Genomic DNA, 14,647 nt, shown 5'->3' on the forward strand with positions numbered 1-14,647 from the left:
ATGCGGACTTTGCCGGCGCGCAACGACGACGAGGTGATGGAACGTGTTCGCGCGCGGCTGAAGGCGCAGCTCGGGCAGGATATCTATGCCTCCTGGTTCCAGCGCATGAAGATCGAGGCGGTCGGGCGCGGTTCCGTACAGCTTTCGGTTCCGACGGCTTTCCTGAAGACGTGGATCAATGGCCACTACAAGGACTTCCTCCAGCAGATATTCGCCGAGGAAGTGCCCGGCACGATGCGGGTCGATATTCAGGTGCGCAGCGCGGTGCGCACGGCGCCGCCCGCCTCGGTCACGGCCATTCCCGCCGCGATGCCGGTGCCCATGCCGGCCAATGACGGCGACAGGCATGTGCGTTCCGGGCTGCCCGCCGTCGCGCCCGCGCTGGACCGGCCGGCCGCCGAGTTCGGCTCGCCGCTCGACCCGCGCTATGTCTTCTCCGGCTTCGTCGAGGGGCCGAGCAACCGGGTGGCGCTGGCCGCGGCACGTTCCATCGCCGAGAACGGGCCCCACTCGGTGCGGTTCAACCCGCTTTTCATCCATGCATCGGTGGGCCTCGGCAAGACGCATCTTCTGCAGGCGATCGCCAATTCGGCGCTGATGCGGGCCGACAATCCGCGCGTCGTCTACCTGACCGCCGAATATTTCATGTGGCGCTTCGCAACGGCGATCCGCGACAACCAGGCGCTCGATTTCAAGCAGAACCTTCGTGGCATCGACCTTCTGATCATCGATGACATGCAGTTTCTGCAGGGGCGCTCGATCCAGCAGGAATTCTGCCATCTCCTGAATGCGCTGATCGACAGCGCACGGCAGGTGATCGTTGCGGCGGACAGGCCGGCCTATGAGCTGGAATCGCTGGACCAACGCGTGCGCTCGCGGCTTGCCGGCGGTGTCTCGATCGAGATGGCCTCGCCCGACCTCGACATGCGCCGCACCATCCTCAATACCCGCATCAGCGCCATGAAGGCGGAAGACCCCTCCTTCGAGCTGCCGGAAACCGTCATCGACACGATTGCCAAACGCATCACCGGTTCCGGCCGCGACCTGGAAGGCGCCTTCAACCAGATCGCCTTCCGCCATTCGGTCGGGCAGCCGCTGTCCAGCGACCACCTCAACGACCTGCTCAACCAACTGACGCGCAACACCGCCGAGAAGCGCGTGCGCATCGAGGACATCCTGAAATTCGTCTCGCGGCACTACAACGTGTCCAGGGCCGATATCCTCTCGGCCCGGCGTACGCGCACCATCGTGCGGCCGAGGCAGATCGCCATGTATCTGGCCAAGACGATGACCCCGCGCTCGCTGCCCGAGATCGGGCGTCGCTTCGGCAACCGGGATCATACGACCGTGCTGCATGCCGTGCGCAAGATCGAGGCAGAGCGTGCCGGAGATTCCAAGCTTTCGGAAGAGCTCGACATCATACGCCGCATGATCGAGGAATAACAGCGCTTGGGGCCCCGCCCGGCGCGACGGCGAGGTTCCAATTCGGCCTGCCTTGCTCTAATAAAAGCGGAACGCGCCGGGCTCGCATGCCCGGCTTCCATCTAGATCGGTCTGCCCTGACGTCATGCGTATCATCATCGAGCGTTCGAACCTCCTGAAGGCACTGAGCCACGTCCACCGCGTGGTCGAGCGGCGCAACACGATCCCGATCCTGTCGAACGTGCTCCTGAAGAGCGAAGATGGCGCCCTGCGCCTGAAGGCCACGGACCTCGACATCGAGGTGACGGAGCGGGTCTCGGCGATCGACGAGCAGGCCGGCGGAACGACGGTGCCCGCCTATCTGCTGTACGACATCGTCCGCAAGCTGTCCGACGGGGCGGAGGTCAGCCTCGCCACCAGCGACGACGGCGGCCAGCTCATCGTCAGTTCCGGGCGGTCGCGCTTCCGTCTGCAGTGCATGCCCGAAGTGGACTTTCCCGACATAACCGCCGGTGCGCTGTCGCACAGCTTCAGCCTGTCGGCCGGCGACCTGGCGCGCCTCATCGAGCGGACGCAATTCGCCATCTCCACCGAAGAGACGCGCTATTACCTGAACGGCATCTACCTGCACACGATCGAGTCCGAGGGCGATCTGCGCCTGCGCGCCGTGGCAACCGACGGCCATCGCCTTGCCCGGGCGGAATCCGTGGCGCCGGCCGGCTCCGAAGGGATGCCCGGCATCATCGTGCCCCGCAAGACCGTTGCCGAACTGCAGAAGCTCATCAGCGACGCCGCGTCGGACAGCATGGTGGCGATCGAGCTGTCGGAAGCCAAGATCCGCTTCACCATCGGCGACGTGGTCATCACCTCCAAGCTGATCGACGGAACGTTCCCCGATTACCAGCGCGTCATTCCCACGGGCAACGACAAGGCGCTGACGCTCGATCGTCAAAGCTTCGCCCAGGCGGTCGACCGCGTCTCCACCATCTCGTCCGAACGCGGCCGTGCGGTGAAGCTGGCGGTGTCCAACGGCCAGCTCGTGCTGACGGTCAATTCGCCGGATTCCGGAACCGCCACCGAAGAACTGCCGGTCGGCTACGAATCCGACGATATCGAGATCGGCTTCAATGCGCGCTACCTCCTCGACATTACCGGCCAGCTGGCCGGCGAGGAAGCGGTGTTCATGCTGGCGGACGCCGGCTCGCCGACCCTGATCCGCGATGGTGGCGACACAGGCACGCTCTACGTTCTCATGCCGATGCGCGTCTAGGATCATCGATGGACGAGCCCGGCCCCGGCCGCGTCACCCAACTCCGTCTCGCCGATTTTCGAAACTACACGACGCTGAAGCTCGACATCGACTCGCGCTTCGTGGTGCTGGCCGGCGACAATGGCGCCGGCAAGACCAATCTCATCGAGGCGGTGTCGCTGCTGACGCCAGGCCGTGGCCTGCGCCGAGCCACCTATGGCGAGATGGCGCGCGTGGCCGGCAGCGGCGGCTTTTCCGTCCGCGCGGGTCTTGCCCGCTCCAATGACGAACCGGCCGATGTCCTGACGCTCATGCGCCCGGAAGCCGGCGTGGGGCCGCATCGACAGGTGCGGATCGACGCGGTGGCGGCGCGGAGCGCCGACGAACTTCTCGACCTGTGCCGCATCCTGTGGCTGACACCGGCCATGGACGGGCTTTTCACCGGGCCCGCCGCCGAGCGCCGGCGTTTCCTCGACCGCCTCGTGCTGACCCTGCATCCGGCACATGGGCGGCGCTCGACCGACTTCGAGAAGGCGATGCGCGGCCGCAATCGCCTTCTGGCAGAAGATCGCGGAGACGACGCCTGGCTTTCGGGCGTCGAGGTCCAGATGGCGGAGCTCGGCCTTGCGATCGCGCTGGCGCGGGCCGAAACGGTGCATCGCCTTACAGCGGCCATTCATACCGGGCCGGCCGCGGACGGAACCTTTCCGCTGGCCGGGCTGCAGCTCGATGCGGGCTATGGCGGGCTCGATCTTTCGCGTGCCGGCGTCGACGTGGAAGACGAGATCGCCGCCCGGTTGCGCCGATCGCGCGGGCTGGACCGGGCTGCCGGCCGAACGCTCGAAGGGCCGCATCGCGCCGACCTCGTCGTGACGCACCTTGCCAAGTCGATGCCGGCCGGCCTTGCGTCCACCGGCGAACAGAAGGCGCTGCTGATCGGCCTGGTGCTGGCGCATGCCGATCTCGTGCGCCAGTCCAGCGGCGTGCCGCCGATCCTGCTGCTGGACGAAATCGCCGCCCATCTGGACCCCGGCCGCCGGGCGACGCTGTTCGACATCCTCGACCGACTCGGCGTACAAAGCTTCATGACGGGCACGGACCGTGCGCTGTTCGACGCGCTGGAGGGCCGCGCCCAAATCCTGGCCGCCACCAACGGATCGCTTGCGCCATGACGATGCTCGACCCGCAAGAGCTGCAACGCTATGCCCGCCACATCATGCTGGCGGAGGTGGGTGGCGGCGGCCAGCAGAAGCTAAAGGCCGCGCGCGTTCTTCTGGTCGGCGCCGGCGGCATCGGCGCCCCCGCCGCGCTCTATCTGGCGGCCGCAGGCGTGGGTACGCTGGGGCTCGTCGATGACGATGTGGTGAGCCTGTCGAATCTCCAAAGGCAGGTTCTGTATGGCACCGCCGATATCGGCGCAGCCAAGGTCGACCAGGCCGCACTGCGGCTGCACGCACTGAACCCGCATGTCGCGATCGAGCGCCATCCCGTGCGGCTGACCATGGATAACGGCGCCGACATCGTTGGAAATTACGATCTTGTCATCGACGGGTCGGACAATTTCGCCACCCGCTACACGGCCGCGGCGCTGTGCGAGACGGCCGAGACGCCACTGGTGCAGGCGAGCGTCCAGCGGTTCTCCGGTGCCCTGACGCTGCTGGCGCCCTACACGACGCTGCCGGACGGAAGCCCGGCGCCCCGCCTGACGGACCTGTTCCCCGAGGCGCCGCCGGAAGGCTCCGTGCCGACCTGCGCCGAGGCCGGCATCCTGGGTGTCGTCACCGGCATCCTCGGCACCATGGCGGCCGCCGAAGCCGTCAAGCATATCTGCGGCATCGGCGATCCGCTGATCGCCCGGCTGCTGATGGTCGATGTCCTGTCGATGCGCTTCAGCGAAATCCGCTACCGGCGCTGAGGGCGGGTTTCAGCCGCGGCCGGGCAGGATGCGGTCCGGCGGCTTGTGGCCGTCCATGAACGTCCGGATGTTGATGATGACCTTTTCGCCCATGTCCAGGCGTGCCTCGCGCGTGGCGGAGGCCATGTGCGGCAGGAGCGTCACCCGGTTGCGCTGGGCCAGCCGCACCAGCCGCTCGTCCAGCTTCGGCTGTGCCTCGAACACGTCCAGCCCCGCGCCGCCGAGCTTGCCCGCCTCCAGAAGCTCGATCAGCGCGCCCTCGTCGACGATCTCGCCACGCGCCGTATTCACCAGGAAGGCCGTGGGCCGCATCAGCGCCAGGCGGCGCCGCGACAAGAGATGGTAGGTGGCCGGCGTATAGGGGCAGTTGACGGAGACGACATCCACCCTGGCCAGCATCTGGTCGAGGCTGTCCCAGTAGGTGGCGGCAAGGTCGCTTTCCGTCCGCTCGCTGGCGCGGTTGCGGTTATGGTAGTGGATTTCCATGCTGAAGGCACGGGCCCGCCGCGCGACGGCGGTGCCGATGCGCCCCATGCCCACGATCCCGAGGCGTTTTCCGGACAGCCGCATGCCCAGCATGAAATCCGGCGACCAGCCGGGCCATGCCCCGTCGTCCAGCAGATCGCGGCTGCCCTCCACGACGCGGCGCGCGACAGCCAGGATCAACGCCATCGTCATATCGGCCGTGTCTTCGTTCAGGACGTTCGGCGTGTTGGTGACCGTGATGCCGGCCCGATGCGCGGCGTCGATATCGATATTGTCGGTGCCTGCGCCGTATTGGGCGATCAACCTGAGGCGCGGGCCGGCCGCGGCCACGAGGTCGGCGTCGATCCGGTCGTTCAGGGTGGACACCAGGACGTCCGACTGTTCCATCGCGGCGGCCAACTGGCGACGCGTCATCGCGCCATCCTGCTGCGGACGCGCCACGTGGAACAACTCTTCCATGCGTCGTTCGATTTCCTGAGGCAACCGGCGCGTCAACGCCACCACCAAACCCCGCCGTTCCGTCATGTCACTCCCGATGATGCCTCCGTGGCGCATGGATAGCATACTGGATGCGCGCCGACATACTCCGCCATGCATGCGATGAAAACTTGTTAACCAAAGCCATGCGACAAGGGGTGAGTGTCCCGACCGGGCAAAATCCGACCAGCCAAGGGAAAGACGTGGCCAACATTCCTTTCCGCCGCATCGCATTCACCATCGCCTGCGCCCTGACGCTCAGCCATGCCGCACACGCCCAGCAGGCCAACGAAGACGCCGCCGACCCCGACAAGCTGCCCTTGCCGCGCTTCGTGTCGTTCAAGGCCGAGCAGGTGAACCTGCGGGTCGGACCGGGGCGGGACTTCCCCGTGTCATGGCGCTACAGCAAGCGCGGCCTGCCGGTGGAAATCATCCAGGAGTTCGAGCAATGGCGCCGCGTGCGCGACAGCGAGGGCTCGGAGGGGTGGGTCTACTATTCGCTCCTGTCCGGCCAGCGCACCGCAATCGCCACGCCGTGGCGCAAGGGCGAGGACTTCAAGGTTCCGGTGCGCCGCGCTGCCGCGACAGAAAGCGGCCCGGTCGCCATGCTGGAGCCGGGCGTCATCGTGCGTGTCGAAGAGTGCAACGGCTCGACCTGCCGGGTCGATGTCGCCAACCGCAAGGGCTTCGTATCGCAGAACGAGCTGTGGGGAGTCTACCCGGGCGAATCGTTCAACTGACCGGCAAGCGGGCCAGCCGCGGGCGCCGATCCGTCAGGATGGCCGGCGGCGCAGCCGAACGACGACATCCACATTGACGATCTCCATGCCGTCCGGCGGCGTCGGCAGGTCCTGTATGCGGATCGAGCCGTTGGGAATATCGATCATCATGTTTTCTTCCTCGAGGAAGAAGTGATGGTGGTCGGACGTGTTGGTATCGAAATAGGTGCGCTGCCCCTCGCCCGAGATCGGACGCACCAGGCCGGCATCCGTGAACTGGTGCAGCGTGTTGTAGACGGTGGCCAGAGAGACCGGCTCGCCGGCCTTGTGCGCCTCTTCGTGCAGTTCCTCGGCGGAAAGGTGCCTGTCGCCCGCCCCGAAGATCAGGTTGCCAAGCGTCACCCGCTGGCGCGTCGGGCGCAGACCCGCGGCACGCAGGCGCTCGAACACGCAATAGGAAAGCTGACGCCCGCCGGCCACGGTCTTCGCCACTGCACGCTCGTCCATCACTTCGACACCATCCAAATAACTTGACTACTGTGATCCACTTTTACGGCTTTTGGCCCGCACGATCAAGAGATAGTCTTTTCCAGGTGGAAACACAATTACGCCTGCGGGTTGAGGCCTAGCCGGAACAGGCCCGCCGCAGGGCGGCCACGGCGCGTGAAGTGCCGTCCAGCGGCAACCGGTAATGCCCTGCCGGCGAGGCCACCTCGAGGTCCTTGCCTCGCGCCAGAGCCGCCAGCAGCTCCTCGCTTTCGGCAAGGGATCGAAGCAGCACGAAGACGTCGCCGCCGGACTGCGGCTCCACCCGCATCGTCATCAGAAAGGCCAGCCCGTCGATGGAAAGCGTCACGGTGTAGGCGCGGCCGGGCTGGAAACGGCCGCCGCCGCCCGGCACGGTCGTCTGGACGGTGCCTTCGCCCATGCATCGGAAGGCCGGCCCGGCGCGGCCGCCATCGTAGCTCAGCGACGGGGCCGCGCCATCCGAGAAGCCCCAACTGGCCGCCGTCGCCGGACCGCAGAGGAAAAGCGGGAGAAAAAATCCGAGAAAGCGCAGGCGGATTCGCATTCCGTTCATTCCTTATATTGCCGCGATCCGAATCGGACGGGATTTGCCACGAGGCCCACCCATGCTAAGGGGCACACCTGAAACAGTCAGGGCAGCCATCGCCACGCCTCGCGCGCGGGCGGTGGCAATCACTGAAGCGGAGAGAAACGGGCAGCATGATGGACACCAGACAGACGCAGTTCGGCAAGGAGGACATCCTCGCTTGCGCCCGTGGAGAGCTGTTTGGGCCCGGCAATGCGCAATTGCCGCTTCCCCCCATGCTGATGTTCGACCGGATCACCGAAGTCACGGAAGATGGCGGCCAGTTCGGCAAGGGGTCGATCAAGGCCGAGTTCGACGTATCGCCCGACCTCTGGTTCTTCGCCTGCCACTTCCAGGGAGATCCGGTCATGCCGGGTTGCCTGGGTCTGGACGCCCTCTGGCAGCTCACGGGCTTCTACCTCGGCTGGCTCGGCGAGCCGGGCCGTGGCCGGGCGCTGGGCGTCGGCGAGGTCAAGTTCACCGGCCAGGTGACGCCGGACGTCAAGCTGGTCGAATACGGGGTCGAATTTCGTCGCGTCATGCGCTCCAAGCTCAAGCTCGGCATCGCCGAGGGCTGGATGAAGGCCGACGGCGAGGTCATCTATCGAGCCAGCGACCTGCGCGTCGGCCTGTTCCGGGACGCGGACGTAGCTTGAGCATCCACAGAAAAGAAGGGCCTTCGGCATGAAGCGCGTCGTCGTAACCGGCATGGGCATCGTTTCCTCCATCGGAAATGACGTGGAGGAAGTCGCCCGTTCGCTGAAGGAATCCCGCTCGGGCATCTCCTATGCGCCCGAATACGAAGAATTGAACTTCCGTTGCCGCGTGCACGGAAAGCCGACCCTGGACCCGACAACCCTCCTGGACCGGCGCGCCATGCGCTTCCACGGCGGCGGTACGGCATGGAACCATATCGCCATGGATCAGGCGATCGCCGATGCCGGGCTGTCGGCAGACCTCGTCTCCAATCCGCGCACCGGCATCATCATGGGCTCGGGCGGCGCATCCACGCAGACCATCGTGCAGGCAGCGGAGATCACCCGTAACAAGGGCGGGCCCAAGCGCATCGGGCCGACCAGCGTGCCCAAGGCCATGGGCTCGACCGCATCGGCCACGCTGGCCACCTGGTTCAAGATCAAGGGCGTCAACTATTCCATTTCGTCGGCCTGTGCGACATCCAACCATTGCATCGGCAATGCCTACGAGACGATCCAGGCCGGCCGGCAGGACATCATCTTCGCCGGCGGCTGCGAAGAACTCGACTGGACCCTTTCCGCCCTGTTCGACGCCATGGGCGCGATGTCCTCGGGCTTCAACGACCGTCCGTCCGAGGCGTCGCGCGCCTACGACAAGGACAGGGACGGCTTCGTGATCGCCGGCGGCGCCGGCGTGCTGGTGCTGGAGGAGTACGAGCACGCCAAGGCGCGCGGCGCCAACATCCTGGCCGAGATCGTCGGCTATGGGGCGACGTCGGACGGCTACGACATGGTCGCCCCCTCGGGCGAGGGCGCGGTGCGCTGCATGCAGCAGGCGCTGGCGACGGTCGATACGCCGATCGACTACATCAACCCGCACGCCACCTCCACGCCGGTCGGCGACCGGCAGGAAATCGCGGCGATCCGCGAAGTGTTCGGGGATGCCATTCCGCCGATCTCCGCGACGAAGTCGCTGACCGGCCACTCGCTCGGCGCGACGGGCGTGCAGGAGGCGATCTACAGCATCCTCATGATGCGCGATCGCTTTATCGCCAAGAGCGCCCATATCGACGAGATCGATCCGGAATTCGCGGACATTCCCATCGTCCGCGAACGGGTCGACGATGCGAAGATCGATACCGTCCTGTCCAACTCCTTCGGGTTCGGCGGCACCAATGCGACACTGGTGTTCCGCCGGGTCTGACCATAGAGAACAAGAGAGGGATCGGCCATGGGCGACCTGATGAAGGGAAAGCGCGGGCTCGTCATGGGCGTCGCCAACCACAATTCCATTGCATGGGGCATCGCCCGGCTGCTCGCTGCCCATGGCGCGGAAGTCGCGCTGACCTATCAGGGCGACGCATTCGGCAAGCGCGTAAGACCGCTTGCGGCCGAGATCGGCAGCGAGGTGCTCATCGATTGCGATGTCGAGAACGTCGCCAGCGTCAACGCAGCCTTCGACGCGCTGGAACAGCGCTGGGGCAAGATCGACTTCGTCGTTCACGCCATTGCCTTCTCGGACAAGTCCGAGTTGAAGGGGCTCTACGCCGATACCACGCGCGAGAATTTCGTGCGCACCATGGTCATCTCCTGCTTCTCCTTCACCGAGGTCGCGCGGCGCGCCGCTGCCATCATGAACAATGGCGGCTCGCTGCTGACTTTGACCTACGATGGTTCGCAGCGCGTCATGCCGAATTACAACGTCATGGGTGTGGCCAAGGCCGCGCTTGAGGCGTCGGTCCGCTACCTGGCCGCCGATTTCGGACCGCGCAACATCCGCGTCAACGCCATTTCGGCAGGCCCGGTGCGCACGCTTGCGGGCGCGGGCGTCTCCGATGCCCGGTTGATGCTGAACTATCAGCGCCGCAATGCCCCGATGCGCCGCAACGTGACCATCGACGAAGTCGGCGGCGCGGCTCTGTATTTGCTGTCGGAGCTTGCCAATGGCGTCACCGGCGAAATCCAGTATGTGGACGCAGGCTACAACATCATGTCGATGCCGGCACTCGACGAGTTGAAGGCGCAGGAGCGCCGCGCGGTCATCGCGGGCGATGCGGAGCCCGGCGCCGAAGTCGGCAAATAAGGGCGCGTCACCGTCAATGCTTTCCCGCCAGCGCATCGGCCATGGATGCGCTGGCCGTCACTCGTCAGGCCTCAGCGCGTCGGAACTGGTGTTTCGCCGCGATAATCGTAGAATCCGCGCCTGGTCTTGCGGCCAAGCCACCCCGCCTCGACGTATTTCACCAGCAGCGGACAGGGCCGATACTTGGAATCGGACAGTCCGTCATGCAGGACCTGCATGATCGAAAGACATGTATCGAGGCCGATGAAATCGGCAAGCTGCAGCGGCCCCATCGGATGGTTCGCACCCAGCTTCATCGAGGTGTCGATGCTCTCGACGGAACCGACGCCCTCATACAGCGTGTAGATCGCCTCGTTGATCATCGGCATCAGGATTCGATTGACGATGAAGGCCGGAAAATCCTCCGAAACCGTCGTCACCTTGTCGAGCTTGTCGGAGAAGACCTTGGCCGATGCGAAGGTTTCGTCCGACGTCGCGATGCCGCGTACCAGCTCGATCAGCTTCATGACCGGAACGGGGTTCATGAAGTGGATGCCGACGAACTGTTCCGGGCGGTCGGTCGACGCGGCAAGCCGCGTGATGGAAATGGACGAGGTGTTCGTCGCCAGGATGGCATCGGGGCGCAATTCCGGGCAGACCTGCTGGAAGATCCGCCGCTTGACGGCCTCTTCCTCGGTGGCCGCCTCGATGACGAGATCCGCATCGCGCATGGCCTGCACGCCATCGGCGGCGACGATCCGCGACAGGGCCGCCGCTTTCGCATCCTCGGCAAGCTTGCCGGATGCGACCTGACGCGCAAGGTTTGCCTCGATGCGCTGCAGACCGGCCTGCGCCCGTTCGTGGCTGACGTCCTGGAGGATGACGTCGAAGCCGCCCAGCGCCGCCACATGCGCGATGCCGACGCCCATCTGCCCTGCCCCGATCACGCCGACCTTGCGAATCTCAACCATTCCAGTCCCCCCGGAGAAATCGTGCGGGCGGCTTTTGCCGCCCGCACGCATGATAGTCGGCTCAAAGCTTCGATTGAAGCTCCGGCACGAGCTGGAAGAGGTCCCCGACAAGGCCGTAATCGGCGACCTGGAAGATCGGCGCGTCCTCGTCCTTGTTGATGGCTACGATGACCTTGGAGTCCTTCATGCCGGCCAGATGCTGGATGGCGCCGGAGATGCCCACCGCAAGGTAGAGCTGCGGCGCCACGACCTTGCCGGTCTGCCCCACCTGCCAGTCGTTCGGTGCGTAGCCGGCGTCGACAGCCGCGCGGCTGGCGCCCACCGCGGCGCCCAGCTTGTCGGCCAGAGGCAGGATCACTTCCTCGAACTTCTCCTTCGAGCCCAGCGCCCGGCCGCCCGACACGATCACCTTGGCCGCCGTCAACTCCGGACGCTCCGAAGCAGCGACTTCCTCGCCCACGAAACGCGACAGGCCCGTATCGCCCGCCGAAGACACCGTCTCGACCGGCGCGCTTGCGCCTTCGGCCGTCTCGCCGAATGCCGCCGTGCGCACCGTGAGGACCTTCTTGCCGTCACGCGATTTCACGGTTTCGATGGCGTTGCCCGCATAGATCGGGCGCTGGAACGTATCGGGGCCTTCCACCGCGATGATATCGGAGACCTGCATCACGTCCAGCAGCGCCGCAACGCGCGGCAGCGCGTTCTTGCCGTGGGTGGTGGCCGGCGCGACGATGGCGTCGTAGCCATCGGCCAGCCCGACGATCAGCCCGGCCAGCGGCTCGGCCAGGCCATGCCCGTAGACAGCGTCGTCCGCATGCAGCACCTTTTCCACGCCGGAAAGGCGCGCGGCGGCGGCTGCCACTTCGGACGCGCCCTGCCCCGCCACCAGGATGTGGACCGGCGCGCCCAGTTGCGACGCTGCGCTCAGCGCCTTGGCCGTCTCGCCCGACAGGTGGGCGTTGTCGTGTTCGGCGATCAGTAGTGTCGTCATGTTGCTGCCTCCCGCAATATCAAAGAACGCCGGCTTCGGTCTTCAGCTTGCCGATCAACTCGTCCACCGAGCCGACCTTCACGCCGGCCTGTCGCTTGGCCGGCTCCGCCGTCTTCAGCACCTCGAGCCGCGGGGCGAGGTCGAGGCCCATATCGGCCGCCGACCGCTCGTCCAGCGGCTTCTTCTTTGCCTTCATGATGTTGGGAAGCGAGGCGTAGCGCGGCTCGTTCAGCCGCAGATCCGTCGTCACGATCGCCGGCAGCGCCAGCGACACCGTCTGCAGGCCGCCATCCACTTCGCGCGTCACTTCGGCCCTGCCATCCGCAACATCGAGCTTCGAGGCGAAGGTGCCCTGCGGCCAACTCAGAAGCGCCGCCAGCATCTGGCCGGTCTGGTTGCTGTCGTCGTCGATCGCCTGCTTGCCGAGAATGACGAGGTCGGGCTTCTCGTCTTCCACGATCGCGCGCAGAACCTTGGCAACGCCAAGAGGCTCCACCCGCTCGTCGCTCTTGACGAGGATAGCCCGGTCGGCACCCATCGCAAGCGCGGTGCGCAGCGTCTCCTGCGCCTGCTGCGGTCCAACCGAAACCACGACGATTTCCTCGACCCCACCCTTTTCCTTCTGGCGGATCGCCTCTTCCACCGCGATCTCGTCGAACGGGTTCATGCTCATCTTCACATTGGCCAGGTCGACGCCGCTGCCATCGGACTTGACGCGAATTTTCACGTTGTAGTCAACAACGCGCTTGATGCAGACCAGTATCTTCATGGACCTCGGTTTTCTCCCTCGTCTTGCCTGTCGGCGCGTGCCAAAGGCATAAGCATAATTTACGTTTACGTCAAAGCTTGAACCGTTCCAGCCTTAGTCCCGCGTCGCGCCGGGCACCCACAGGACGTCGGCCCTGCCCTCGTCGTTGGCGATGCGCGCCGCAACGAAAAGCCAGTCCGACAGGCGGTTGACGTATTGGAGCGCGGGCTCGGAAACCGTTTCGCCATCCACCCTCGACAGGCCGACCATCAACCGCTCCGCCCGCCGTGCGACGGTCCGGGCGTGATGCAGATGGGCGGATGCCGGCGTACCCGCGGGCAGCACGAAGGAGTTCAGCGGCTGGAGGCGCGCATTCATGGCGTCGATCTCCCGCTCCAGCCTTTGGACCTGGCCCGCGGTGATCGCAAGGCGTTCATACGGCAGGGGTTCGCCGATATCCGGCGTCGCGAGATCGGCGCCAAGGTCGAACAGGTCGTTCTGGACACGCGCCAGTGCCGCATCCGACGGCGCATCGGCATGCAGCCGCGCCACGCCGATGACGGCGTTCAACTCGTCGACCGTGCCATAGGCTTCGATGCGCAGATCGTCCTTCGGCCGGCGCTCGCCCGTGCCGAGCGCGGTCGTGCCCTTGTCTCCGGTGCGGGTGTAGATGCGCGTCAGGCGTACCATTGGTCTCCGGTCCGGTCAGCGTGCGAATACGAGAAAGATGACGATGATGAGAACGGCGATTGCCTGCAGCATCACCCGAAGCCTCATCAGTTGCTGTGACCGGTTGCCGGGTCCGCCCACCAGCATGTTGCGCAGGCCCGCCACGAGCACGGCGACAACGGCCAGCATGACGGCGAGGGCCAGGTAGGTCAGAAAGGAGGACATGCAGGCATTCCCGTTGCTTTCCTTCGATATAGCCGGAATGGCCGATGCTTCAAACCGGCTTGCGCCCGGGACGCATGGCCGCATGGACGCCAACGCCGGCAATGACGAGGCCCAGCAACTGCACCGCCGTCAGGCTTTCGCCGAACAGCAGAAAGGCCATCACGGCGGTAACGCCCGGTGTCAGATACATCAGCGAGGCCACCCTGGAAACGGCGCCCTCGCGGATCATGAACAGCAGCAACAGGATCGCCCCGATCGACAGGACGACCGTCAGCCAGAGCAGCGCGAAGACGAGTTCGGGCGTCCAGTCGACGGCCATCGTTTCCGTCGCCATCGCCATCAGCGCGACCGGCAGCAGGGCGCCGACATACTGCAGCGCCGTGCCGGTGCGCAGATCGACACCGCCGACGAAGCGCTTCTGCCAGCCCGTCCCGGCCGAGATGGCAATGGCCGCCACGATCACCGGCACAAGGGTCTGCCATCGGTAGACGCCGTCGGACGACAGGTTCGGCACCACGACCAGGCCGACACCGACAAGCCCCAGCAGCAAGCCCATCCAATGGCGCGGCGTGACGCGCTCGCCAAGGAAGGACGCTGCCATCACCGCAGTCACGATCGGCTGCAGGCCGACGATCAGCGCGGCGATCCCGGCGGGCAGGCCGTGCCTGACCGCATAGAAGACGCCGCCCAGATAGAGGCCGTGGATCAGGCTTCCGGCGATGCAGGCATGCAGTGCGGGCCTGGTGCGCGGCCACGGTGCGCGCGCCAGCACGACCCATGGCAGCAGCAGGCACAGGGCGAGCGCGAAGCGCATGGCCAGGAAGGTGAACGGTTCGGCATGCGGCATGGCATAGCGCGCACCGATGAAGCCGGTGGACCAGATAAGGACGAAGAGGGCGGGAAACAGTGGAACGAGCCGGATCAT

17 protein-coding genes are annotated in these 14,647 nt (G+C 65.8%); 8 read left to right on the top strand and 9 right to left on the bottom strand.

Annotation, left to right across the window (positions count from 1 at the left end; translation table 11 throughout):
- From dnaA to moeB, 4 genes are all read left to right on the top strand, one after another.
- Positions 1-1,443, top strand: a complete 1,443-nt coding sequence (gene dnaA, locus IGS74_RS00005) for a chromosomal replication initiator protein DnaA (RefSeq protein WP_246722761.1) — start codon at positions 1-3, stop codon at positions 1,441-1,443.
- Positions 1,444-1,567: 124 nt separating this feature from the next.
- Positions 1,568-2,692, top strand: coding sequence for a DNA polymerase III subunit beta (dnaN, locus tag IGS74_RS00010; protein WP_192388571.1), 1,125 nt, complete (start codon positions 1,568-1,570; stop codon positions 2,690-2,692).
- An 8-nt stretch (positions 2,693-2,700) separates the two neighbouring features.
- Positions 2,701-3,843 carry a DNA replication/repair protein RecF gene (recF, locus tag IGS74_RS00015; RefSeq protein ID WP_039195955.1) on the top strand — a complete coding sequence of 381 codons (1,143 nt, stop codon included), beginning with the start codon at positions 2,701-2,703 and terminating at the stop codon, positions 3,841-3,843.
- Positions 3,840-4,586, top strand: a complete 747-nt coding sequence (moeB, locus tag IGS74_RS00020) for a molybdopterin-synthase adenylyltransferase MoeB (RefSeq protein WP_192388573.1) — start codon at positions 3,840-3,842, stop codon at positions 4,584-4,586. Before recF ends, moeB begins: the two co-directional genes overlap by 4 nt.
- A 9-nt stretch (positions 4,587-4,595) precedes the next feature.
- Here the strand turns inward: moeB and IGS74_RS00025 are convergent, their stop codons facing one another.
- On the bottom strand, positions 4,596-5,597 hold the full coding sequence (locus tag IGS74_RS00025; protein ID WP_192388575.1) for a D-glycerate dehydrogenase: 1,002 nt from the start codon (positions 5,595-5,597) through the stop codon (positions 4,596-4,598).
- 155 nt (positions 5,598-5,752) lie between these two features.
- On the opposite strand from IGS74_RS00025, the gene IGS74_RS00030 reads away from it, so the two are divergent.
- Positions 5,753-6,289 carry an SH3 domain-containing protein gene (locus tag IGS74_RS00030; RefSeq protein WP_246722771.1) on the top strand — a complete coding sequence of 179 codons (537 nt, stop codon included), beginning with the start codon at positions 5,753-5,755 and terminating at the stop codon, positions 6,287-6,289.
- Positions 6,290-6,322: 33 nt separating this feature from the next.
- Here IGS74_RS00030 and irrA read toward each other — a convergent pair whose 3' ends face one another.
- Both irrA and IGS74_RS00040 read right to left on the bottom strand, forming a co-directional pair.
- Entirely contained in the window at positions 6,323-6,775 is a 453-nt protein-coding gene (irrA, locus tag IGS74_RS00035; RefSeq protein ID WP_039195961.1) for an iron response transcriptional regulator IrrA, read from the bottom strand.
- 118 nt (positions 6,776-6,893) lie between these two features.
- Positions 6,894-7,340 carry a hypothetical protein gene (locus IGS74_RS00040; RefSeq protein ID WP_192388577.1) on the bottom strand — a complete coding sequence of 149 codons (447 nt, stop codon included), beginning with the start codon at positions 7,338-7,340 and terminating at the stop codon, positions 6,894-6,896.
- Between the two features lie 158 nt (positions 7,341-7,498).
- Between IGS74_RS00040 and fabA the strand changes: the two genes are divergently transcribed.
- Genes fabA through fabI form a run of 3 tightly spaced genes read left to right on the top strand, consistent with a single transcriptional unit; the run spans position 7,499 to position 10,139 of the window.
- Entirely contained in the window at positions 7,499-8,017 is a 519-nt protein-coding gene (gene fabA, locus IGS74_RS00045; RefSeq protein WP_039196035.1) for a 3-hydroxyacyl-[acyl-carrier-protein] dehydratase FabA, read from the top strand.
- Between the two features lie 28 nt (positions 8,018-8,045).
- On the top strand, positions 8,046-9,260 hold the full coding sequence (gene fabB / locus IGS74_RS00050) for a beta-ketoacyl-ACP synthase I (RefSeq protein ID WP_192388579.1): 1,215 nt from the start codon (positions 8,046-8,048) through the stop codon (positions 9,258-9,260).
- A gap of 27 nt (positions 9,261-9,287) precedes the next feature.
- Positions 9,288-10,139, top strand: a complete 852-nt coding sequence (gene fabI, locus IGS74_RS00055; RefSeq protein WP_192388581.1) for an enoyl-ACP reductase FabI — start codon at positions 9,288-9,290, stop codon at positions 10,137-10,139.
- A gap of 71 nt (positions 10,140-10,210) precedes the next feature.
- Here fabI and IGS74_RS00060 read toward each other — a convergent pair whose 3' ends face one another.
- The 6 genes from IGS74_RS00060 to IGS74_RS00085 form a co-directional block, all read right to left on the bottom strand.
- Positions 10,211-11,089 carry a 3-hydroxybutyryl-CoA dehydrogenase gene (locus IGS74_RS00060; protein ID WP_192388583.1) on the bottom strand — a complete coding sequence of 293 codons (879 nt, stop codon included), beginning with the start codon at positions 11,087-11,089 and terminating at the stop codon, positions 10,211-10,213.
- Positions 11,090-11,150: 61 nt separating this feature from the next.
- On the bottom strand, positions 11,151-12,080 hold the full coding sequence (locus tag IGS74_RS00065; RefSeq protein ID WP_039195971.1) for an FAD-binding protein: 930 nt from the start codon (positions 12,078-12,080) through the stop codon (positions 11,151-11,153).
- A 19-nt stretch (positions 12,081-12,099) separates the two neighbouring features.
- Complete coding sequence (locus IGS74_RS00070) at positions 12,100-12,849, bottom strand: electron transfer flavoprotein subunit beta/FixA family protein (protein ID WP_192388585.1); 750 nt, start codon at positions 12,847-12,849, stop codon at positions 12,100-12,102.
- Positions 12,850-12,942: 93 nt separating this feature from the next.
- Entirely contained in the window at positions 12,943-13,518 is a 576-nt protein-coding gene (locus IGS74_RS00075; protein WP_192388587.1) for a cob(I)yrinic acid a,c-diamide adenosyltransferase, read from the bottom strand.
- A gap of 15 nt (positions 13,519-13,533) precedes the next feature.
- A complete protein-coding gene (locus IGS74_RS00080; RefSeq protein WP_060608921.1) occupies positions 13,534-13,722 on the bottom strand; it encodes a twin transmembrane helix small protein in 189 nt (62 codons plus the stop codon).
- Between the two features lie 49 nt (positions 13,723-13,771).
- Complete coding sequence (locus IGS74_RS00085) at positions 13,772-14,647, bottom strand: DMT family transporter (protein ID WP_192388589.1); 876 nt, start codon at positions 14,645-14,647, stop codon at positions 13,772-13,774.

This window comes from Aureimonas sp. OT7 (genome assembly GCF_014844055.1).
GTDB lineage: Bacteria > Pseudomonadota > Alphaproteobacteria > Rhizobiales > Rhizobiaceae > Aureimonas > Aureimonas altamirensis_A.